This is a genomic window from Sphingobium sp., assembly GCF_041987595.1.
GTDB lineage: Bacteria > Pseudomonadota > Alphaproteobacteria > Sphingomonadales > Sphingomonadaceae > Sphingobium.
This window is the reverse complement of record NZ_JBHIWJ010000038.1, coordinates 11,173-32,968: the sequence shown is the minus strand read 5'-3', so window position 1 is coordinate 32,968 and position 21,796 is coordinate 11,173. Positions and strand designations below refer to the sequence as shown.

The window sequence follows — 21,796 nt, the reverse complement described above, 5'->3', positions numbered from 1 at the left end:
ACTCCCCGCACCCTTTGGTGTTTGGTTCAGGCGAAAAGCTGCGTCAGGCTGCCTTCCTCACTTCCGCCACGATCTTCTTCGCCGCGTCTCCCAGATCGTCCGCAGGAACGATCGCCAGGCCCGAAGCCGCGAGAATGTCCTTGCCCTGCTGGACGTTCGTGCCTTCCAGGCGAACGACCAGCGGAACCGACAGGTTCACTTCCTTGGCGGCGGCGACAATGCCATCGGCAATGATGTCGCACTTCATGATGCCGCCGAAGATGTTGACGAGGATACCCTTCACCGCCGGGTCCTTCAGGATGATCTTGAAAGCCGCGGTCACCTTCTCCTTGGAAGCGCCGCCACCGACGTCCAGGAAGTTGGCGGGGAATTCGCCGTTCAGCTTGATGATGTCCATGGTCGCCATGGCCAGGCCCGCGCCGTTCACCATGCAGCCGATGTTACCGTCCAGCTTGATGTAGGCCAGGTCATATTCGCTGGCTTCGACTTCCGCCGGATCTTCCTCGGTCAGGTCGCGCAGTTCGGCGATGTCCTTGTGACGGAACATCGCGTTGCCGTCGAAACCGACCTTGGCGTCCAGAACCAGCAGATTGCCCTGCTCGGTCAGCGCCAGCGGATTGACTTCGATCTGCTCGGCGTCGGTGTCGAGGAAAGCGGCATAGAGCGAGGCAGCAACCTTGGCAGCCTGCTTCGCCTGATCGCCGGACAGGCCCAGGGCGGCGGCAACGGCGCGGCCGTGGTGCGGCTGGAAGCCGGTCGCGGGATCGACCGTGAAGGTATGGATCTTTTCCGGGGTCGAGTGAGCGACCTCTTCAATATCCATACCGCCTTCGGTCGAAACGACGAATGCAACGCGGCTGCTGGCGCGGTCAACCAACAGTGCGAGGTAGAATTCCTTAGCGATGTCAGCGCCGTCGGTGATGTAAAGGCGGTTTACCTGCTTGCCCGCTTCGCCGGTCTGGATGGTGACCAGCGTGTTGCCGAGCATGTCCGTCGCGTGCGCCTTCACTTCGTCGAGGTTGAAGGCGAGACGGACGCCTCCCTTGGCTTCTGGCGCCAGTTCCTTGAACTTGCCCTTGCCGCGGCCGCCAGCGTGGATCTGCGACTTGACGACATAAAGCGGCCCAGGCAGCTTCTTGGCGGCCTCGACAGCCTCTTCAATGGAAAAAGCGGCGTAGCCGGCAGCGATCGGCGCGCCGTACTTCGCCAGCAGTTCCTTCGCCTGATATTCATGGATGTTCATAGGGACTCGCCCGTCCTTTCCGCTCAAACTTGATGGCCGGCGGATAAGCACAGGCAGGAGGGCAACGCCAGCGAATTTCGCAAAACAACTTTGCAAAATTGCAAAACCTGCGCGAAGCCCCGCACCGCTTTATTGTAAAATCAGCGGTCGATGGCGCAAATGAGAGCAGCCTTGCTGGTCACGCCGAAAATCTCCGGATCCTCCAGCGCACGCACCTTGTAAAGGAAGCGGTCGACCGACATCCCCTGCATGTGAGACTTGCGGAGCGAGGTCAGAGACTGGAGCCGGCGTAACTGCGGCAGACTCAGGCGATCGACCATCCTTTCCGCCATGCAAGCCGCCATGCGTGGCGAAAGTCCCGCATCCATCAGTCCGGCGCGCACGCGCGATTCGGGCGATACGGTCGCGCAGGCTGACAGAAGAAGCGAAGCGCCGAACCCGCAGGCCAGCGCGCGAAGAGGGAAGATTGTCATCACGCCTTCATGGCAATCATCGACTGAACAGAAGCTAAATGAAGGCGCGACCGGACCATGTTCCGATCCGATGGCGTCGGCACCCAAGTCCGTTATTGATTTATCGCGTTTCCCCGGCGAGCAGGCAATGATAGCGGCTTTCAAAAAGCTCCGGGAGACAATCGGCATGGACAGGATTTTTGCAGCTTTCGCGCACAGGATTGCCAGTTGGTCGGGCCAGCCGGCGGCCTTCATCCTGGCCGCCCTGGTGATCCTTGGCTGGATCGTGACGGGCCCAATTTTTCACTATTCCGACACCTGGCAACTGATCATCAACACCGGCACGACCATTGTTACCTTTCTGATGGTCTTCCTGATCCAGAATGCGCAAAATCGCGACGGCTCGGCCATTCAGGCCAAGATCGACGAACTGATCCGTGCCATATCGACGGCGCGGAACGAATTCATCGGGATCGAGCATCTGACGGAAGCAGAACTGGAAAGAATCAAAGCGGTTCTGGAAAAGGAATGCGGTGACGATGCACGGCACCGGCTGTCTATAGAACGCCTGATCCAGCGGCGGTGAACCGGCTAGTGAGCCAAGTTGACCAACCTTTCATTCTCACGCCGATAGGCGTCGATCTGGTCCGTATATCCCCGCGCAAGTCCTTCATAGGCTTCCCGGCCCTTCGAAGTCCGGCTCATCCGCGCGCGGATCAATGCAACTTGCTGCCGATGCAACAGATAGTTGACATCCATCTCCCCATTCATATTCCACCCTCCTATCAATGGAAGAGTTTGACTGGGTTTCGCACGAGGTGCGATTCGCTCCTGTCGACTTTGTCACCATATCATCGCATCAATAACGAGGCGATTCCATCCAGCGCGTCGCTGGAGCAATCCAGCGCACACATGCAGGTCCCTTGATGGCTTACAACGGCGTACGGGTCGGCCCAAGCCAAGGGACATATCTGCGTATTTCTAAATAAATTGTTTGAGAATCAATTATTTGATGCCATGTTCCGCCCTCGGGGATAGAGGGGGCTCAATCCGTGGCGGAAATGGTTTTCACCTTCCTGGGGAGGGTGCAGCATGAGGTCTTGCTGTTCGCGGTGGTGGGACTGGCCATCGGCGGCGTTGATGATTTCATCATAGATATATTGTTCCTTTGCCGGCGGTGGTGGCGCAGCCTGACCGTCTATTCCCGCCATCAACGCATGACGACGGCGACCCTGCCCGCTTCCGCAAAGCCGGGGCGCATCGCCATTTTCATTCCCGCCTGGCGCGAATCCGATGTCATCGGCCCGATGCTGCGCAATGCACTCGCTAATTGGGGGCATCAGGATTACCGGATTTTCGTCGGCGTCTACCCCAATGATCGGGCAACCATCGACGTGGTCTCCCAATTGGCGGTGACCGATGAGCGGCTGATCCTGTGCCTCAATGACAAAGCCGGTCCTACCACCAAGGCCGATTGCCTGAACGTCGTTTGGCGATCGATGCTGCAGGAGGAGACGCGCACCGGCGTCCGGATCAAGGCCATCGCCCTTCATGACGCGGAGGACGTGATCCATCGCGACGAGATTCGCCTGTTCGATGCAATGACGGATCGTTTTCACCTCGTCCAATTACCTGTTTTGCCACTGCCGGGTCACGGAAACTGGTGGAGAAAAGCTATTGCGGATCATTATTGTGACGAATTTGCGGAAAGCCACGGTAAATATCTGACCGTCCGCGAAGCGATGGGCGCCTCCATGCCGTCGGCCGGGGTCGCCTGCGCGCTCGAGCGGAGGACTTTGGAACGACTGGTCAACCCCGTGAACGGAGGGCCATTCGATCCGGGATCATTGACCGAGGATTATGAGGTCGGCCTTCGCATCAGCAATATGGGTGGGCGCGGCGTGTTCGTGCGAATGCAGGACGGTGAAGGACGACTTGTCGCGACGCGTGAATATTTTCCCGACAGCCTGAAAGATGCCGTCAGACAGAAAGCGCGGTGGATGGTCGGCATTTCGCTCGCCGGATGGGACCGCATGGGCTGGCAGGGAGGCCCAAGCGAATGGTGGATGCGCATGCGGGACCGCCGTGCAGCGCTTTCGGCTTTCGTGCTGTTCACAGCCTATCTGGCGTTGTTGCTGTGGGGCGTGATGCTGGTTGGAAGCTTCCTTGACCTGACCTCCGCCATCAGCCCTTCACCGGCGATCGAAGCGCTGCTGTGGATCAATTTCGGTTTCATGACCTGGCGGATGGCGATGCGCGCCATATTTGTCGGATCGAGCTATGGCTGGCGGCATGGACTGGGGGCGATACCCCGCACCATCATAGCCAATATCATCGCAATGATGGCCGCCCGGCGCGCCGTGTTTCTGTATGTCCAGTCCTTGATCGGCAAGCCGCTGGCGTGGGACAAGACCCAACACCGTTTTCCTGATCTTGAAGCGCCCCTATGAACGGAGCCGCAAGTGGACGGCCGGTCCGTTTCTTCATCCTTGTCATCGGGGGTTGGGTCACCATTCGGCTCGTTCTTTCCGGTGGCGACATTATGAGCGGGGAGATGGGAGGGGGCTACAAGCTGGCTCATGTCCCAGCGCAGCCCAAAGTCCTGGCAGCATCGAAACGCGGTGCCCGGCTACTGGACCGGCAGGCTGGGGCGCCGGAAAAAACGGCGCCGGTTCTGCCTGACATTTTCGCGCCGCGGGGCTTTACTACCCGGCAATCGAGCCACCCTATGCCGACAGTTCCCCGCTTCTTGGCGGCCCATGCCGCCGCCGAGCAGGAAAAGGGGACGGCATCCGCACCCGCCATCAATCCCGCGCCCGCCATTCCCTTGACCTCACGACAGCAGCAAAGCCCTGACCGCTGGCATGGCAGTGCCTGGCTTCTCTGGCGCGACGGCAGCGCGACGCGGGCAGATGCCGTTGCAGGAGGACGACTCGGCGGATCGCAGGCAGGCATCCGCATCGATTACGACATGACCCCGCAAGCGTCCGGTCGCGTCGCTGCTTACGCGCGGGTCACCTCAGCCATGAATCGCCCAGCTTCGCCGGAGGCAGGCTTGGGCATGGCCTGGCAGCCCGCGCGCGCCATCCCGGTCAGCTTCGCGGCGGAGCGCCGCATTGCGCTCGGCAAAGGGGCGCGCAACGCCAACGCCATTATGGCCGTAGGCGGTTTCGGACCGACACCAATCGCGTCATCGCTGGAAGCAGAGGCCTATGCGCAGGGCGGGATGGTAGGCTTTCGATCGAACGATTTCTTCGTGGACGGCAAGCTCTCTCTTCTCTCTCCGATCAAGCACTCCCGTCTGCGACTGGGAGCCAGCCTGTCGGGCGGCGCCCAGCCGCAGGTCGAACGGCTGGATATCGGCCCCGAAATTCAAATCCGTCTGCCGATCGAGCCCGCAGGAGCAAGATTGGGCGTCGAATGGCGCGAGCGGATTGCGGGGCGCTCCGCCCCGGCCTCCGGCCTAGCGGTAACGCTGGGCGCGGATTTTTAAGCGGGGGCGCCTTTATCTCTCCGCATATTGGGCTTAACCCCAAGACTCCATGGATCTCTATCTGCCCATCGCCAATCTGTCGGTGAACGCGCTGGTCATCATCGCCCTGGGGGGCGTGGTGGGCCTGTTGTCCGGCATGTTCGGGGTCGGCGGAGGTTTTCTGACCACACCGCTGCTCATTTTCTACGGCATTCCGCCGACGGTCGCCGCCGCTTCGGCGGCAAGCCAGGTGACGGGAGCCAGCGTGTCGGGCGTCTTCACGCACATGTCGCGTGGCACTGTCGATTTCCGCATGGGCGGGGTGCTGATCGCGGGCGGCGTGATCGGCGCGGGGCTGGGCGTGCTTATCTTCCGGCTGCTGCAGGTCATCGGCCAGATCGATACGGTGATCGGCATCCTCTACGTGCTGATGCTGGGCGGCATTGGCTCGCTGATGGCCAAGGAGTCCATCCAGGCCCTGATCGCGCTCAAGACCGGCAAGCGCGTTCAGGCTCGCAAGCGGCGGCACCACCCGCTGGTCGCGTCCCTGCCGATGCGCTGGCGCTTCTATCGGTCAGGACTCTATATCTCGCCGCTGGCACCGCTGCTACTCGGCATGGCAACGGGCATTCTCACCATGTTACTGGGCGTGGGCGGCGGGTTCATTCTGGTTCCGGCGATGCTCTATCTGCTCGGCATGACGACCCAGTCCGTCGTCGGCACGTCGCTGTTCCAGATATTGTTCGTCACCATGGCGACGACCATGATGCACGCGATGACGACCCATGCGGTCGACCTGGTGCTGGCCATGCTGCTGCTGATCGGCAGCGTCACCGGCGCGCAGGTCGGGACGCGTCTGTCCATGACGATCCGGCCCGAATATCTGCGCATCCTGCTGGCAGCGATCGTCCTGCTGGTGGCTGCTCGCATGGCGGTGGGGCTGGGGTTCCGGCCGGATGAAATCTATACGGTCGAGGTCCGGTGAAGCGGCTCCTTCTGCTTCCCGCCCTGCTGCTGGCTCCCATGCTCATCGGGGCAGATGAGCCGATTCTGGTGCCTGACGTTTCGCAACGCGAGGTCAAGATCCAGTACAGCTTCACCGGTGCGGACCTGCTGCTGTTCGGAGCGATCGTCTATCCCGATGGGCGGCGACCGAAAAAGCCCGCCGACATCATGGTCGTGCTGAAAGGCCCCGATCAGTCGATCACCATGCGCGAAAAGCAGAAAGTCGCTGGCATATGGATCAATGCCGACAGCGCCCGCTTCCGCTCCGCCCCCAGTTTCTACGCCATCGCCTCCTCCCGGCCGATCGGCAAGGTGGTCGATGAGCGGACAGCGGCCATTTATGAAATGGGCGTGGACAAACTCCAACTCTCCCCCTCCTCCCTCAACGACAATGCGGAACTGGAGCGGTTTCAGAAGGGGCTGATCGATCTGCGCGAACGTGCGGGCCTCTATGTCGAGCAGCAGGGCACGGTGGAGATCACCGACGGCGTACTTTACCGGGCGCGGCTGCCCCTGTCGGCGCGGGTGATCGTGGGAGATTATACGGCGGAGACGTTTCTGGTGCAGGACGGCCGCGTCGTTGCGGCAGCGGTGCGCGACATCACCATTCGCAAGTCCGGCTTCGAACGTTTTATGGCCGTCGCCGCAGAGCAATGGCCGTTTCTATACGGGCTGGTGGCGATGATGCTGGCGGTTGGCATGGGTTGGGCCGCGGGCGCGATCGCGAAACGGATCTGACCCTTACGGATGACATAAGTGGCCTGGTAAAGGCGCAGAATGGCGCCATTTCCTATTTGCGTTTCGTCTGTCACGGGGGCCTGTGCCAGGCCAGGTCCGTGCGAGAAAGGACAGCAAAATATTCTACCGCCGACCCGATTTCTTCGGGCGGAGCGCGTCCCGCATGGCGATGCTGCTGTTGATGCGGGTAACGCCGGGCATGCGGGAGAGGATTTCGCTATGGATCGCCTCATAGGCCGCCACGCTCTCGGTCTGCACGCGCAGCCAGTAATCGACGCCGCCCGTCATCAGGAAACATTCGCGGATTTCGGGGCATTGCCGCACCGCATGTTCGAAACGGGCGAGATAATCCTCGGTCTGCCGGTCGAGCGTCACCTGCACCAGCACGTCGACGGCGCGGCCTTCATGTTCGATCGGCGCGGTGACGATGGTGTAGCCGCGAATAACGCCGGCATCCTCCAGCATGCGGATGCGGCGATGGCAGGCCGAGGGGGACAGGCCGACCTCCGCCGCGATTTCGGAATTGGGGCGCCGCGCATTGAGGCGCAGCAGGCGGATGATCGAACGGTCCACGGCGTCGAGCGATTCTGACATTATTGCAATTCCTGCGAAGAATCTTTCGATAATTCACCCATAATAGACGATCCTTCGAACATTTGAGAGCCTATTCGCAGGACGGCGCGATAGCATCCTGCCGAAAGGGAGCGCCATGCCGTCCATTGATACCGCCGGAGCCGTGCTGCGCATCGATCTGGAAGCGCTCGCCGACAATTACCGGATCGTCCAGCGTCAGGTCGCGCCCGCGACCGTGGCGGGGGTGGTCAAGGCCAATGGCTATGGGCTGGGCGCGGAGCAGGTTGCCGCGACGCTGATGGATGCGGGGTGCCGCCATTTTTTCGTGGCGCTGCTGGGCGAGGCGGCGGCGCTGAAGCCCGCGCTGCGCGAGGGGATTTCGCTGTTCGTCCTCAACGGCCTGCAACCGGGTGCCGAAAGCGATTGCGCGGCGATCGGCGCCATTCCGGTGCTGAACTCGCTCGACCAGATGGCGCGCTGGGCGGCATTGGCACGAAAACTGGGCCGTCGCCTGCCCGCCGCGCTTCAGGTCGACAGCGGCATGGCGCGGCTGGGTCTGCCGCCGGAGGAAGTCGCCGTCCTGATCGCCGAACGCGAACGGCTGGACGGGATAGAGCTGACGCTCATCATGAGCCATCTGGCCTGCGCCGACGATCCCGATGCGGCGTTCAACGAGGTGCAGCGCGCCCATTTCGAAACGCTCGCCGGTCATTTCCCCGATGTGCCGCGCGCGCTGGACAATAGCGGCGGCGCCTTCCTGAAGCGCGGGCATTTCGACATGGTGCGCGCTGGCATCGCGCTCTACGGCGGCGCGCCGCAAAGCGGACCCAATCCGATGCGGCCCGTGGTGGAGCTGGAGGCGCGGATCACCCAGTTGCGCAATATCCCGGCTGGCGCGGGCGTCGGCTATGGCCTGACCCATCGCTGCGACCGGGCGACGCGGATCGCGACCATTCCGGTCGGCTATGCCGATGGCTGGCCGCGGCATCTGGGCAATGCCGGATCGGCCTTTATCGAAGGCATAAGGGTTCCCATTGTCGGGCGGGTGTCGATGGACAGCACCACGCTGGACGTGACCGGCGTGCCGGACAGCTGCCTCTATCCGGGCGCATCGGTGGAACTGATCGGCCCGCACCAGAGGATCGATCACGTCGCCGCCGACGCCGGCACCATTTCCTACGAAATCCTGACCCAATTGGGGCAGCGCTATCACCGGGAAGTCCGGGCGGCGACCGTCCCCCACAAGCGGAGCATCACGGCATGAAGGTTGCCATTCTCGGCAGCGGCGTAATCGGCGTCACCTCCGCCTGGTATCTGGCGCAGGCGGGGCATGAAGTGACCGTCATCGACCGGCAGGACGGCCCGGCGCTGGAAACCAGCTTTGCCAATGCAGGCGAGATTTCGCCGGGCTACGCCTCCCCCTGGGCGGCGCCGGGGATACCGATGAAGGCGCTGCGCTGGCTGTTCATGAAACATGCGCCGCTGATCCTGCGGCCGCAGATGGACATGGCCATGCTGCGCTGGATGGCGGCCATGCTGGGCAATTGCAATGAGCGGGCCTACGCCGTCAACAAGAGCCGGATGGTGCGGCTGGCCGAATATAGCCGGGACCGGCTGATCGACCTGCGGCGCGAGACGGGCATCAGCTATGACGAACGCTCGCAGGGCACGTTGCAGCTGTTCCGCGAGCAGAAGCAGCTGGACGGCATCGCCAAGGACATCGCCGTGCTGAAGGCGGACGGCGTGCCCTTCGAAGTGCTGGACGCGGCGGGCTGCATCGCCGCCGAACCGGGACTGGCGGGCAGCGGCGTGCCGCTTGCCGGGGGCCTGCGCCTGCCCAATGACGAGACGGGGGACTGTTTCAAATTCACCAACGCGCTGGCGCAGATGGCGAAGGCGAAGGGCGTGACCTTCCTCAATGGGCGGACCATCGGGCGGATCGCAGAACGGGGCGGGCGGATCAGCCATGTCGAAACGGACAAGGGCCACGTCCATGCCGACGCCTGGCTGGTGGCGATGGGCAGCTATTCCCCGCTGATTCTGGCGCCGCTGGGGCTCAGGCTGCCGGTCTATCCGGTGAAGGGCTATTCGATCACCGTGCCGATCGTCGAGGAGGACCGCGCGCCGGTCTCGACGCTGCTCGACGAAAGCTACAAGGTCGCGATCACCCGGCTGGGCGATCGTATCCGCGTGGGCGGGATGGCGGAACTGTCCGGCTATTCCCGTGGGCTGCCCAGGGCGCGGCGGGACACGCTGGAATATTCGGTGGGGTCGCTTTTCCCCGGCGCGGGCGATCTGGCGCAGGCCAGTTTCTGGTCCGGCCTGCGGCCCATGACGCCCGACAGCACGCCGGTCATCGGGCCGACGAAGATTTCCAACCTGTTTCTCAACACCGGCCACGGCACATTGGGATGGACCATGGCCTGCGGGTCCGGGCATGTGATTGCCGACATCATCGGCGGGCGGAAGCCCGAAATCGAAACCGCCGACCTCGCCATCAGCCGCTATCATTAAAATCGAAGGAGCATTTCCATGACCATCACCCGCATCGACCGCGGCCCGCGCATGAGCGAGGCCGTCATCCATGGCGACACCATCTATCTGGCCGGGCAGATCGGCGCACCGGGGGAGAGCGTGACCGCGCAGACCGAGGCCGTGCTGGCCGAAATCGACGCCCTGCTGGAGCGTGCCGGCAGCAGCAAAAACCATATGCTGATGGCACAGATCTGGCTGGCGGACATGAACGATTTTGCGGAGATGAACGCGGTCTGGGACGCATGGATCGCCGATGCCGAGGCCCCCGCCCGCGCAACCGGCGAAGCACGGCTCGCGACCCCCGATTATAAGGTCGAGATCATCATCACCGCCGCCAGGGCGAAGTGACGATCCGCCGCTGGATTGCCGGCTCACGGTTACGGCAATCCAGCGGACGCGCCGTCTGTACGTTACGAAAGCTCGAATCTAAGGAGAGAAGTGGGGAAAAATAAGACGTTATTTTTATTTGCGATTGACTCGCATTAGTATGAGCAATAATGCCCGCGATATCGTCGTAGGACGACCAAAAGGGCCTCCATCATGTCAATCGCCTTTCGCACCGTTCTGCTTTCCTCCACGCTGCCGGCTTGCTGGGCTTTGCCCGCTTATGCGGAAACAACGCTGAAAGCCGACAATATCGTCGTGACCGGGGCGGTTACGGATGAGAATATTTCGGCGACCGGCCTTGCCCTGACTTTGCGGCAGACACCCCAGTCGCTGACCGTCATCAACCGCGAGCGGATCGAGGATTTCGCGCTCACCAATGTCAACGATCTGCTGACCCAGACGGTAGGCATCAATGTCGAGCGGGTCGAAACCGACCGCACTTATTATAACAGCCGCGGCTTCGACATCACCAATTTCCAGGTAGACGGCATCGGCCTGCCGCTGCGCTGGGGCATCCAGTTCGGCGATCTGGACACCGCCCTGTTCGAAAATGTCGAGGCCATTCGCGGCGCCAACGCGATCATGACCGGCGTTGGCAATCCGTCCGCCACCATCAACTATGTCCGCAAGAAGCCGACCAGAGAATTGCAGGCCTCCGCCTCCGTCATGCTGGGAAGCTGGGACCAGAAGCGCGTCGAGGCCGACGTGTCGGGCCCCCTCAACGCGTCGGGCACGCTGTCGGCGCGGCTGATCTTCGCGCATGAGGACCGGGACAGCTGGCTTCGCTACAATCATGTGAACCGCAACGTCTATGGCGCCATGGTCGATTGGGAGATCACGCCGCAGTTGAAGGCGAGCGTAGGTTACACGCGGCAGGAAAATGACGCCGACGGCGTGCTCTGGGGCGCGTTGCCGCTGCTCGACAGCGATGGCGGTCGGGTCGATTATCCCCGTTCCGCCAGCACTTCGGCCGACTGGACCTATTGGAACGTCACCGACGAAAGCGCCTGGGCGGAGCTGGCCTATGCGTTCGGCAACGGCTGGAACGCGCGGGGCCGCTTCACCTATAATCATCGCTCGTCCAGCGCCGAACTGCTCTACGCCTATGGCTATCCCGATGCGGTTACGGGCATCGGCGTGACGGGGATGGCGGGCAAATACCGATCGCCCTTCGACCAATATCTGGGCGATTTCTACGCCTCCGGCCCGGTCACCCTGTTCGGGCGCGAGCATCAGCTCGCCTTCGGCCTCTCGACCGGCAAGACCGACGGGCGGGAATATGAGCAGAGCGGGCTGGATGCGATCGCCTACCCTGCCGTGTCGCAATGGGCGTTCAACCGGACGGCGCTGACGGAACCGGGCTTCGCCGCCGAAACGCTGCAAGAGGAAGTGACCGACCGGCTGACGCGGGCCTATGGTGCGCTGCACGCCAATCTGAGCGACCGGCTGAAGGCCGTCGTCGGCGCCAGCGTCTTCTGGCTGAAGACCACCGGCACCTCCTATGGCACGGACCAGTATCGCAAGGACAGCAAGGTCAGCCCCTATGTGGGACTGGTGTTCGACGCGACGTCCAACATCAGCTTCTACGCCAGCTATACCGGCATCTATAATCCGCAGGACAAGGCGGATTTCAACAACCGCCGGCTCGATCCCGCCAGGGGCAGCAGCATCGAGGGCGGCATCAAGAGCGAATGGTTCGACAAGCGCCTCTATGCCAGCGCGGCGATCTTCCGCGCGCGGCAGAAGAATCTGGCGGAACAGGCGGGCGTGTTCGGCGCGGGCGATCCGGGGCCGGTGGGCGACGTCTATTATACGGGCGTCGACACCACGGCCAAGGGGTTCGAGATCGAGCTGACCGGCATGCTCACCGATCGCTGGTCGGTGAGCGGCGGCTATACCGGCCTCAGGATCGAGGATCAGGAGGGCAACCGCGCCCGCACCTATCTGCCGCGCCAGTCGCTGAAGCTGGCGACCAGCTATGCGATCCCCGAGCTGCGCGACCTCAAGCTGGGGGCGCAATTGCGCTGGCAAAGCGACGTCAGCACCACTGATGCGGGACTTGGTTATAATGTCGTCATCCGGCAGAAGGATTACGCCGTGCTGGACCTGATGGGCAGCGTCAGGCTGCTTGACCGGCTGAAAGCCAGCGTCAATGTACGCAACGTGACCGGCACCAGATATCTGAGCAGCCTGATGTGGGGGCAGGCCTATTACGCAGCGCCGCGCAGCGTCATCGGTACGTTGCGTTTCGAATATTGATATGGTCGGGGTGACAGCCTTGCTCTGGATCGGCGTGGCCTGCGCGGGTGCAGCTATCGGCCTGCTGCGCTTGTCCTGGGGACGGACGAAACGGTCTCTCGTGCTGAATGGGGTGGGCTGGGCACTGCTTCTCTTTGGCCTGGCGCTGGGGGCAAGGGACGCGGGAGCGTGGGGGGTGGCGGTTGTGACGCTGGCGGCGCTGGCCGGCGCATTTCTCTGCCTTGGCTTCGCAGGGATGATGGCGCGTCCCGGCAAGGCGGCGGCGTCCAACCGGCGGGTACATATGCTGCCCGAGGGGCGGGAGCCGCTGCGGATCGGCGATCGGCTGCTGACCTTTGCCCTTACCGTGCCGGGCGCCATGGCGGCTGCCGCGGTCGTCAGCCTCGCGTTGCGGGCCGTCGGCAAAGGGCTGGGCGAAGCGAACGGCAACGTGTTGATGCTGTTCCTGATGCCCATCGTCTGGTCAGTGCTGGTGACGCTGTTGCTGCTCTGGCCGCAGCGGCGGCTGCAGGCGGCGGTGCTGTTGCTGCCAGCGCTGAGCGCGGGCGCGCTATTGGAGATTTTGTCATGAGCCAGATCATCCCCAAGGCACTGGTGCAGCGCGGACTTTCCGCCCATGCCGCCATCGGCCTTCTGGCGAGCGCACTGCTCTATATCGTCTGTCTGACCGGGACCTTCACCGTCTTTTACGAGGAATGGCAGCGAATCGAACAGCCCGACGCACCGGAAATGACGGGCATCGCACCCGAAGCGGTGCAGGCGGCCATTGCCCATGTACTGGCGGCCGAAAAGGGCAGGAAGCCAACCGAGCATCTCTATGTCCATCTGCCAGTCGACGCCCTGCCCCGCGCGACCGTCACGACCGACTATCAGGCGGTGCATGTGGACGGGCGCGGCAATGTGGCGACGCGGGAGCTGAACGGCTGGTCCGAGTTTCTGCTGAACCTGCATTATACGCTGACCATTCCCGGCATCGTCGGCATCACCCTGGTCGGCGGGCTTGGGGTGATGATGGTGGCGCTGTCCCTGACCGGGGTGATCGCGCATCCCCGCATCTTCCGCGACGCCTTCCGGTTGCGCGCAAAGGACCGGGGCGGCGTCGGGCTGGCCGACTGGCACAACCGGCTCGGTGTTTGGACGCTGCCCTTTTCGCTGGCGGTAGCGCTGACCGGCGCGATGATCGGGCTGGCGACGGTCAACGGCTATGGGTTGGCGCAGAGCTTTTACAAGGGCGATCTGGAGGCGGCTTACGCCCCGGTCTTCGGCGCGGAGGGAAAACCCGACCCCAGAACGGCGCCGCTGCCCGACGTTGCGGCAGCGCTGCGCGCAATGGCGGGACGTTTTCCCGATGTGCGGCCAAGCTATGTGATCCTGCATGAGCCGGGCACGGCGGGGCAACAGGTGCAGATATTGGGCCTGCACCAGCGTCGGCTGATCTATGGCGAGACCTATCAGTTCGATGTGTCCGGCCGCTATCGAGGCCATGCCGGGCTGTCGGACGGCGCGATCGGGCAGCAGGCGGCGGCATCGGCCTATAATCTACATTTCGGCAATTATGGCGGTCTGGCGGTCAAGATCGTCTACGCGCTGCTGGGCACTGCGCTGAGCGTAGTGATCGCCACCGGCACCTCCATCTGGCTCGGCAAGCGGGAGCGGCGCGGCTTTCGCCAGCCACGGCTGCGGCAGGGGTGGAACGGGATCGTCTGGGGAACCGGTGTGGCACTGGCGCTAACCCTGCTGGCGCGACGGTGGATCGGCAATGATGCGCCGTTCGCGGCGATATTCTGGCTGGCGCTGGCGTTGATGCTGGTGGCGAGCGTGGCGCTGCCGCAGCGATATCATGTGCGGCGCGGCTTGCAGATCGCCCTGGCAGCTAGTGTGGGCGCACTGTTTCCCGCAATGCTGCTGGCCGGTTAAAAAGGGGGGCGGATCGCCCGTCTCGCCCTTGCCCGGCGGCGGGCGATGGAGGAAAGGAGCAGGAAACAACGCAAGGAACCGCCCCGCATGAAGCCACCCATCGGCCGTGACACCCGATTATGCATGTCCCTGTCGGGCAGGCCGGGCAATGCGGGGTCCCGGCTCCACAATCGGCTCTATGAAATTTTGGGGCTGGACTATGTCTACAAGAGCTTCAGCACCACCGACTTGCCCGCCGCGATCGGCGGGATCCGGGCCTTGGGCATTCGCGGCTCGGCCATTTCCATGCCGTTCAAGGAAGCGGTGATCCCACTGATCGATGCGCTTGAACAGTCGGCCCGCGTGATCGACAGCGTCAACACCATCGTGAATGATGGCGGCCGGCTGAGCGGCTATAATACCGACTATGTAGCGGTACGCGATCTGCTGGAACAGCGCGTGGCAAGCCCTCTGCCCTTCCTGCTGCGCGGCAGCGGCGGCATGGCCAAGGCGGTGGTCGCGGCGCTGCGCGACGCGGGCTTTGCCAGGGGCACCATCGTCGCGCGCAACGAAGCCGCCGGGCGGGCGCTGGCCGCGCAATATGGCTATGGCTGGCAGGCGGAACTGCCAAAGGAGAGCGCGCCGCTGCTGGTCAATGTGACGCCGCTGGGCATGGAGGGGGCGGACAGCGATGCGCTCGCCTTCCCGCTGGAGCATGTTGCGGCGTGCGAGATCGCCTTCGACGTCGTGGCGCAGCCGGTCGAGACCCCCTTCGTCCGGGCGGCGCGGGCGGCGGGCAAGGCGGTGATTTCCGGCGGGCAGGTCATCGTGTTGCAGGCGGTCGAACAGTTTGTGCTCTACACCGGCATCCGTCCTTCCGCCGAAGCCGTGCTTGAGGCGACATTGTTCGCCCATGGCGCGGCGGTGGCGGACAGTCTTGCCGGATAAGCCGGTCGTCCCGCGTCATGGCGGCGTCATGATTTGGCGCTTTGCTGATGATGACGTAGCGGCTAGCGTCAATTCATTCCCCTTTTCTTTCCGATTGGAGAGCCGATGCAATCCGTCACCCTCACCCGTTTCCTGATCGAACAGCAGCGACAGGCCAATGCCCTGCCGTCCGAGCTTCGTCTGCTGATCGAAACCGTCGCACGGGCCTGCAAGACCATCAGTCACAGCGTGTCGCGGGGCGCGCTGGGCGAAGTTCTGGGCAGTCTGGAAAGCGAAAATGTGCAGGGCGAGGTGCAGAAGAAGCTGGACGTCATCGCCAATGAGTTGCTGCTCGACGCCAATGAATGGGGCGGGCATCTGGCCGCCATCGCGTCGGAGGAGATGGAAACGATCCATCGCATCCCCAACCGCTATCCCAAGGGCGAATATCTGCTGCTGTTCGATCCGATCGACGGGTCGAGCAATATCGATGTCGACCTGACGGTGGGCACGATCTTTTCCGTGCTGAAGGCGCCGGAGGGATGTTCGGGACGCGAGGTGACGGAACAGGATTTCCTCCAGCCGGGCACCAATCAGGTCGCGGCCGGCTATGCCATCTACGGGCCGCAGACGCTGCTGGTGCTGACCATCGGCACGGGCGTCTACGAATTCACGCTGGATCGCGAGATCGGTTCCTGGCGGATGACCGACGGGCCGCTGCAAATGCCGCAGGGCAATTGCGAATTCGCCATCAACATGGCGCGGCGGCGGCAATGGTCGCCCGCCATCGCCCGCTATGTCGAGGAACGGATTCTCGGCACCGAGGGACCGCTGGGCAAGGATTACAACATGCGCTGGACCGCATCCATGGTGGCGGACGTTCATCGCATCCTGAAGCGCGGCGGTATCTTCATGTATCCGGCAGATCATCGCCAGTCCGGCAAGGCCCGGCTGCGGCTGATGTATGAGGCGAACCCCATGTCGTTCCTGATCGAGCAGGCAGGCGGCGCGGCGACCAACGGCTTTGAACCGATTATGGGCGTGAAGCCGACCGGCCTGCACGAACGCGTCGGCGTGGTGCTGGGCGACCGGGCCGAGGTGGAAGCCGTCACCGCTTACGGGCGGGAGGGGTAAGGCCGCCGGGCCTGGGATTGGCTTTGGCCGGTTGCGAACCCTGACACTTCCCCCCGAAAGCGAGGGGGAAGTGTCCTGAAACCACCCTATGTTATGAAACGGTCAGCACCCCGTCATAAGCCCGGTCCTCGAGCGCACGGCCCGCGCCCATGGCGACGCAGATCAGCGGCTTTTCGGCGACCGTAACCGGCAGGCCGGTCGCGTCGGAGAGCGCCTCGTCGAGCCGCTGGAGCAGCGCGCCGCCACCAGTGAGCGTAATGCCCTCCTCTATGATGTCGGCGGACAGTTCGGGCGCCGTCTGTTCCAGCGCGGTCATCACCGCCATCTTGATCTGGCCCACCGGCTCGGAGAGGGCTTCAGCGATCTCCGCCTCGCTGATGGTCATTTCCGACGGGCGGCCATTTACCAGATCACGCCCCTTGACGACCATGCGGCGGCCTTCGCCCTCCGGGGGCGTCGCGGCGCCAAGCGCGCACTTGACCCGTTCGGATGTGGCTTCGCCGATCATCAGATTGTGCGTGCGACGGATATGGGAGGCGATGGCGTCGTCGAGCCGGTCCCCGCCGACACGCGCGCTGTTGCTGTAGGCGATGCCGTTCAGGGAGAGGACAGCCACTTCCGTCGTGCCGCCGCCGATGTCGACCACCATCGCGCCACGCGGTTCGGTGACGGGCAGGTCGGCGCCTATGGCGGCGGCCATCGGCTCCTCGATCAGTTGCACGCGATAGGCGCCCGCATTTGACGCCGCATCGCGCAGGGCGCGACGTTCCACCATGGTCGATCCGGTGGGAACGCAGATCACCACCTCATGACGGCGGCCGAAACGGGCATGACCGTCCAGCGCCTTGTCGATGAAATGCTTGATCATCTGTTCGGCGACGTCGATGTCGGCGATCACGCCGTCGCGCAGGGGGCGGATTGCCTGGATGCCGTTCGGGGTCTTGCCCATCATCAGCTTGGCTTCGTTGCCGACGACCTTGACCTTGCGGACGCCGTCGCGCGTTTCGATCGCGATTACCGAGGGCTCGTTGAGAACGATGCCTCGGTCGCGCACATAGATGACCGTGTTGACGGTCCCCAGATCGATGGCCATGTCGCAGGCGGACGAGGAAAAGAAGCGCGGCAGTTTCATGCGAAGGGGGGACAATCTGAAAAGCGGGAGCGGGACGGCTCCCCCTGCATAGTCCCCTTCGCCAGCAGAAGAGGGCTGCGACAGCCCGTCCGGTTCATGCGGCCAGTTGAGGCATCGATGAGAGATGCGGGCAGCCCTCGATGTCGACATTTTAACGGCAGCCCGCCGAACAGGACTGGGCATCTCCGGGCTTGACGCCGGGATTCCTGCCGCCGGTCAAGTTGGCGGCGGTCGGCGTGGGCAGCGGCGCACAGGGGTCCTGAACCGTCGCCAGTCCCGCCGCTCCGAAAAGGATGCGCATGGACTTTGCCGGTCCTGCCCCGAGGCAACCGGCATAAAAGCCTGATGAACATGCGGTCTCCATCTCATTGGCGACGGTTACCGCGCGCTGCTGGAGAGATTGTAAAATATCCTGTTGAACAAACTTCCATTTCCGCGAATAAGCATTGCCATTAATAAGCATATATCTTCGGATACAGGAAATAGACCTTAATAAAATCCCCATTTTTCATACATAATAATAATAATTTCGCGATAGATAATGATATTTCTATAGAAATAAATCTCGAGCGGTAGCCCGATAAATCAGACCATCATCAAGCCTGCGTATCGATCTCTGGCCGCCTCTATCATGAACGCTTCCCACCCGGCCGATTTTTCTATAAATAGATTCAACAGTTTTACCGGCGCGACTCGATAAGTCCGGGCAAAGGACAGCGGGGCGCCTGCATTGGTGGGAGAGGGCCTGTGCCGATTGCGGTCGCCATCGCCATGCTGGTCTTCGGTTCGGTCGCCTTTCATCTTTTCAGTCCATGGTGGCGAACCCCCATCGCATCCAATTGGGGATCGATCGATTCAGCCCTCGACGTCACCTTGTGGATTTGCGCGGCCGCCTTCGTGCTGCTCAACCTGTTCATGGCCTGGGTGCTCGTCAAATACCGGCATCGCCCAGAATATCGGGGGCCGGGGCACAAGGCACATTATGAGCCGGAAAACGCCTCGCTGGAAAAGCGGCTGACCGTCTGGACCGCGATCGGCATCGCCGGCATGCTGGCGCCCGGCCTTGCCGCCTGGGGCAAATATGTGTCCGTGCCCAAGGAAGCCGCCATCGTCGAAGCGGTAGGGCAGCAATGGAACTGGTCCTTCCGCTATCCCGGACCGGACGGGGTCCTGGGGGCGGCGGCGGTCAAATATATCACGCCAGAAAATCAGCTCGGCCTCGATCCGCTCGACCCGTTCGGTCGTGACGATCTGCTGGTCGAAGCCGGCGACCTCCATCTGCCTGTCGGAAAGCCGGTAAAGATCGTGCTGCGGTCAAAGGATGTGCTGCACGATTTCTATGTGCCGGAATTTCGCGCGAAAATGGATCTGGTGCCCGGCATCGTCACCTATTTCTGGCTGACTCCGACGAAAACCAGGACCTTCGACATATTATGCGCCGAACTATGCGGCACCGGCCATCATGAGATGCGCGGCAAGGTGGTGGTGGAATCGCCCAAGGCCTTTGCGGCGTGGCAGGCGCAGCAGACCAGTTTCGGCCAGATATTGGCGGAGGCGCCGCCGGCGGCCATGTCGATCCTGATCATCAAGGCCAATGCGTGCATCGCGCCCGGCCCCGTGATTTCAGGGCAGATGGCGGCATCTGCCGGCTCGGAAATCACGACCAGCAAAAGCGTCTGGAGCATTCGCTGATGGCTACTACCCTGGCTGACGACCTGCGCCCGCTGCATCATCCGCATAGCTGGGTCACCAAATATGTCTGGAGCCAGGATCACAAGGTCATCGCCATCCAATATAGCTGCACCGCTATCGCAGTCGGGCTGGTGGCGCTGGCACTTTCGGCACTGATGCGGTTGCAGCTGGGCTTTCCGGGCGCCTTCCCGGCGATCCAGCCCGACAGTTATCTGCAATTCGTGTCGATGCACGGCATGATCATGGTGGTCTATCTGTTGACGGCGCTGCTGCTGGGCGGATTCGGCAATTATCTGATCCCCCTGATGATCGGGGCGCGGGACATGGTGTTCCCCTTCGTCAACATGCTGAGCTACTGGCTCTATCTGCTCTCCGTCATCGTGTTGGTGGCGGGATTTTTCGTGCCCGGCGGGCCGACGGGCGCGGGCTGGACGCTCTACCCGCCGCAGGCGATCAGCGAGGGGACGCCGGGCCATCAATGGGGCATCGTCACCATGCTGGTAAGCCTCGCCATCTTCGTGGCGGCCTTCACCATGGGCGGGCTCAACTATGTGACTACGGTGTTGCAGGCGCGGACTCGGGGCATGACGCTGATGCGGATGCCGCTGTCGGTGTGGGGAATTTTCACCGCATCGGTGATGGGCCTGCTCGCCTTTCCGGCGCTGTTCGTGGCGGCGATCATGATGCTGTTCGATCATCTGGCGGGCACCAGCTTCTTCATGCCGACGATGCAGTCCATGGGCGCGATCACCCCGACACAGGGCGGCAGCCCCCTGCTCTTCCAGCACCTCTTCTGGTTCTTCGGACATCCTGAAGTTTATATCGTGGCGCTCCCTGCCTTCGGCATCGTGTCAGACCTGATCAGCGTCCATGCGCGGCGCAACATCTTCGGATACCGGATGATGGTGTGGGCGATCGTGATCATCGGAGCGCTGAGCTTTCTGGTCTGGGCGCATCACATGTATGTGAGCGGCATGAACCCCTATTTCGGGTTCTTCTTCGCGATATCGACACTGATCATCGCCATCCCTACCGCGATCAAGGTTTATAACTGGCTGCTGACATTATGGCGCGGCGACATTCACCTGCGCGTGCCGATGCTGTTCGCCATCGCCTTCATCTTCACCTTCATCCATGGCGGGCTGTCGGGCCTGTTCCTTGGCAATGTCAGCGTGGACGTGCCGCTGTCCGACACTTTCTTCGTCGTTGCCCATTTCCATATGGTGATGGGCGTGTCGCCCGTGCTGGTCATCTTCGGCGCCATCTATCACTGGTATCCCAAGATCTTCGGGCGAATGTGGAACGAAATGCTGGGCAAGCTCCACTTCTGGATCACCTTCCTTGGCGTTTATGCGATTTTCCTGCCGATGCATTATCTGGGAATATTGGGGGTGCCACGCCGCTATTATGCACTTGGGCAGGCCGATTTCATTCCGCCATCGGTCCATCTGGCCAATGAATGGATCAGCATTGCGGCCCTCATCGTCTTCGCCGCGCAGGGACTGTTCTTCTTCAACATGATCTGGAGCCTGTTCCGGGGGGCAAAGGCCGACCCCAATCCCTGGGGCGCGGCAAGCCTGGAATGGCTGACCCCCGATACGCCGCCTGCCCACGGCAATTGGGGCGCGAAACTGCCTGTCGTCTATCGCTGGGCCTATGATTACAGCGTGCCGGGGGCGGAGCGCGATTTCATTCCTCAGACGGAACCGAAAGCATGAGCCTGCTCGCCCGCCTGACCGAAAAAAGCTGGGAGGAATCGGGCGAGCCCGGTCCCATCACCCGCCCTTCGGCCGGAGCCGTCGGCATGACCGCCTATTTCGCGGTGGCAGGGGTGATGTTCACGCTGCTGGGGGCAGCCTATCTGATGCGCATGGGGGTCCACGGGGCGCTGGGCCATGGCGGCAGCGATTGGCGGCCCATGCCCGATCCGCCGCTGCTCTGGATCAACGGCGCGGTCCTCCTCGCCAGCAGCATCGCCTGGGAAGGCGCGCGCCGCGACCGGAAGGGCCACGCCCGGCAGGCATCGGTCGCAGGCGCAGCGTTAGGCGCGCTGTTCCTCGTTGGACAGTGGCTGTTATGGCGGCGCTATCTTGCGCACGGCTATAGTCTGTCGGCCAATCCCGCCAACGCCTTTTTCTATCTGCTTACCGCACTGCATGGCTGCCATATCATCGGCGGGCTTGTGGCCGCTGGCCGCGCGTTGGCCGCGCATGATCTCCCCAATATCCGCCTCTGCGCGATCTACTGGCATTTTCTGCTGCTGATCTGGATTTTCCTTGCCGCCTTGCTGGTAATGACTTGAGGTTGCCATGGCTCAAACGCCGTCCGAGCAAAGAGATCGCGAAGTTTTC

At 62.6% G+C, this 21,796-nt stretch carries 22 protein-coding genes; 16 read left to right on the top strand and 6 right to left on the bottom strand.

Annotated features, from left to right (window positions below):
- Positions 1 to 43 precede the first annotated feature (43 nt).
- Both sucC and ACFC3J_RS11695 read right to left on the bottom strand, forming a co-directional pair.
- Positions 44 to 1,243, bottom strand: coding sequence for an ADP-forming succinate--CoA ligase subunit beta (gene sucC / locus ACFC3J_RS11700; protein ID WP_375196344.1), 1,200 nt, complete (start codon positions 1,241 to 1,243; stop codon positions 44 to 46).
- Positions 1,244 to 1,383: 140 nt separating this feature from the next.
- On the bottom strand, positions 1,384 to 1,716 hold the full coding sequence (locus ACFC3J_RS11695) for a hypothetical protein (RefSeq protein WP_375196357.1): 333 nt from the start codon (positions 1,714 to 1,716) through the stop codon (positions 1,384 to 1,386).
- A 166-nt stretch (positions 1,717 to 1,882) separates the two neighbouring features.
- Here ACFC3J_RS11695 and ACFC3J_RS11690 point away from each other — a divergent pair, with 166 nt between their 5' ends.
- The gene (locus ACFC3J_RS11690; RefSeq protein WP_375196343.1) at positions 1,883 to 2,281 is read left to right on the top strand and encodes a low affinity iron permease family protein; all 399 of its coding nucleotides are present in this window, start codon (positions 1,883 to 1,885) and stop codon (positions 2,279 to 2,281) included.
- Between the two features lie 5 nt (positions 2,282 to 2,286).
- On the opposite strand, the gene ACFC3J_RS11685 is transcribed toward ACFC3J_RS11690, so the two are convergent.
- Positions 2,287 to 2,466: a hypothetical protein gene (locus tag ACFC3J_RS11685; protein ID WP_375196342.1), complete on the bottom strand. Its 180-nt coding sequence runs from the start codon at positions 2,464 to 2,466 to the stop codon at positions 2,287 to 2,289.
- Positions 2,467 to 2,756: 290 nt separating this feature from the next.
- On the opposite strand from ACFC3J_RS11685, the gene ACFC3J_RS11680 reads away from it, so the two are divergent.
- The 4 genes from ACFC3J_RS11680 (at position 2,757) to ACFC3J_RS11665 (ending at position 6,910) form a co-directional block, all read left to right on the top strand.
- On the top strand, positions 2,757 to 4,145 hold the full coding sequence (locus tag ACFC3J_RS11680; RefSeq protein WP_375196356.1) for a glycosyl transferase family protein: 1,389 nt from the start codon (positions 2,757 to 2,759) through the stop codon (positions 4,143 to 4,145).
- 278 nt (positions 4,146 to 4,423) lie between these two features.
- On the top strand, positions 4,424 to 5,188 hold the full coding sequence (locus tag ACFC3J_RS11675) for a hypothetical protein (RefSeq protein ID WP_375196341.1): 765 nt from the start codon (positions 4,424 to 4,426) through the stop codon (positions 5,186 to 5,188).
- Positions 5,189 to 5,237: 49 nt separating this feature from the next.
- Positions 5,238 to 6,152, top strand: a complete 915-nt coding sequence (locus tag ACFC3J_RS11670; protein WP_375196340.1) for a sulfite exporter TauE/SafE family protein — start codon at positions 5,238 to 5,240, stop codon at positions 6,150 to 6,152.
- Between the two features lie 38 nt (positions 6,153 to 6,190).
- Positions 6,191 to 6,910: a TIGR02186 family protein gene (locus ACFC3J_RS11665; RefSeq protein WP_375196355.1), complete on the top strand. Its 720-nt coding sequence runs from the start codon at positions 6,191 to 6,193 to the stop codon at positions 6,908 to 6,910.
- A 123-nt stretch (positions 6,911 to 7,033) separates the two neighbouring features.
- Here ACFC3J_RS11665 and ACFC3J_RS11660 read toward each other — a convergent pair whose 3' ends face one another.
- Entirely contained in the window at positions 7,034 to 7,504 is a 471-nt protein-coding gene (locus ACFC3J_RS11660) for an Lrp/AsnC family transcriptional regulator (RefSeq protein WP_375196339.1), read from the bottom strand.
- Between the two features lie 115 nt (positions 7,505 to 7,619).
- On the opposite strand from ACFC3J_RS11660, the gene alr reads away from it, so the two are divergent.
- From alr to ACFC3J_RS11620, 8 genes are all read left to right on the top strand, one after another.
- Positions 7,620 to 8,747: an alanine racemase gene (gene alr / locus ACFC3J_RS11655; RefSeq protein ID WP_375196338.1), complete on the top strand. Its 1,128-nt coding sequence runs from the start codon at positions 7,620 to 7,622 to the stop codon at positions 8,745 to 8,747.
- The gene (locus ACFC3J_RS11650; protein ID WP_375196337.1) at positions 8,744 to 9,997 is read left to right on the top strand and encodes a D-amino acid dehydrogenase; all 1,254 of its coding nucleotides are present in this window, start codon (positions 8,744 to 8,746) and stop codon (positions 9,995 to 9,997) included. Before alr ends, ACFC3J_RS11650 begins: the two co-directional genes overlap by 4 nt.
- 18 nt (positions 9,998 to 10,015) lie before the next feature.
- Positions 10,016 to 10,366 (top strand): RidA family protein, encoded by a 351-nt coding sequence (locus ACFC3J_RS11645; protein ID WP_375196336.1) that lies wholly within the window; start codon positions 10,016 to 10,018, stop codon positions 10,364 to 10,366.
- Positions 10,367 to 10,558: 192 nt separating this feature from the next.
- Positions 10,559 to 12,664, top strand: a complete 2,106-nt coding sequence (locus tag ACFC3J_RS11640) for a TonB-dependent siderophore receptor (protein ID WP_375196335.1) — start codon at positions 10,559 to 10,561, stop codon at positions 12,662 to 12,664.
- A 1-nt stretch (position 12,665) separates the two neighbouring features.
- The gene (locus ACFC3J_RS11635) at positions 12,666 to 13,235 is read left to right on the top strand and encodes a hypothetical protein (protein ID WP_375196334.1); all 570 of its coding nucleotides are present in this window, start codon (positions 12,666 to 12,668) and stop codon (positions 13,233 to 13,235) included.
- Positions 13,232 to 14,581 carry a PepSY-associated TM helix domain-containing protein gene (locus ACFC3J_RS11630; protein ID WP_375196333.1) on the top strand — a complete coding sequence of 450 codons (1,350 nt, stop codon included), beginning with the start codon at positions 13,232 to 13,234 and terminating at the stop codon, positions 14,579 to 14,581. The genes ACFC3J_RS11635 and ACFC3J_RS11630 overlap by 4 nt, the downstream gene beginning before the upstream one ends.
- Positions 14,582 to 14,668: 87 nt before the next feature.
- Positions 14,669 to 15,508, top strand: a complete 840-nt coding sequence (locus ACFC3J_RS11625) for a shikimate 5-dehydrogenase (protein WP_375196332.1) — start codon at positions 14,669 to 14,671, stop codon at positions 15,506 to 15,508.
- Positions 15,509 to 15,613: 105 nt separating this feature from the next.
- Positions 15,614 to 16,621 (top strand): class 1 fructose-bisphosphatase, encoded by a 1,008-nt coding sequence (locus ACFC3J_RS11620; RefSeq protein WP_375196331.1) that lies wholly within the window; start codon positions 15,614 to 15,616, stop codon positions 16,619 to 16,621.
- 91 nt (positions 16,622 to 16,712) lie between these two features.
- Here the strand turns inward: ACFC3J_RS11620 and ACFC3J_RS11615 are convergent, their stop codons facing one another.
- On the bottom strand, positions 16,713 to 17,753 hold the full coding sequence (locus ACFC3J_RS11615) for a rod shape-determining protein (protein ID WP_375196330.1): 1,041 nt from the start codon (positions 17,751 to 17,753) through the stop codon (positions 16,713 to 16,715).
- A 151-nt stretch (positions 17,754 to 17,904) separates the two neighbouring features.
- Positions 17,905 to 18,054 carry a hypothetical protein gene (locus ACFC3J_RS11610; protein ID WP_375196329.1) on the bottom strand — a complete coding sequence of 50 codons (150 nt, stop codon included), beginning with the start codon at positions 18,052 to 18,054 and terminating at the stop codon, positions 17,905 to 17,907.
- A 446-nt stretch (positions 18,055 to 18,500) separates the two neighbouring features.
- Between ACFC3J_RS11610 and ACFC3J_RS11605 the strand changes: the two genes are divergently transcribed.
- Genes ACFC3J_RS11605 through ACFC3J_RS11595 form a run of 3 tightly spaced genes read left to right on the top strand, consistent with a single transcriptional unit; the run spans position 18,501 to position 21,747 of the window.
- Positions 18,501 to 19,445, top strand: a complete 945-nt coding sequence (locus ACFC3J_RS11605; protein ID WP_375196328.1) for a cytochrome c oxidase subunit II — start codon at positions 18,501 to 18,503, stop codon at positions 19,443 to 19,445.
- Positions 19,445 to 21,163 carry a cbb3-type cytochrome c oxidase subunit I gene (locus tag ACFC3J_RS11600; protein ID WP_375196327.1) on the top strand — a complete coding sequence of 573 codons (1,719 nt, stop codon included), beginning with the start codon at positions 19,445 to 19,447 and terminating at the stop codon, positions 21,161 to 21,163. Before ACFC3J_RS11605 ends, ACFC3J_RS11600 begins: the two co-directional genes overlap by 1 nt.
- The gene (locus tag ACFC3J_RS11595; protein ID WP_375196326.1) at positions 21,160 to 21,747 is read left to right on the top strand and encodes a heme-copper oxidase subunit III; all 588 of its coding nucleotides are present in this window, start codon (positions 21,160 to 21,162) and stop codon (positions 21,745 to 21,747) included. The genes ACFC3J_RS11600 and ACFC3J_RS11595 overlap by 4 nt, the downstream gene beginning before the upstream one ends.
- The last annotated feature ends 49 nt before the right edge of the window (positions 21,748 to 21,796 follow it).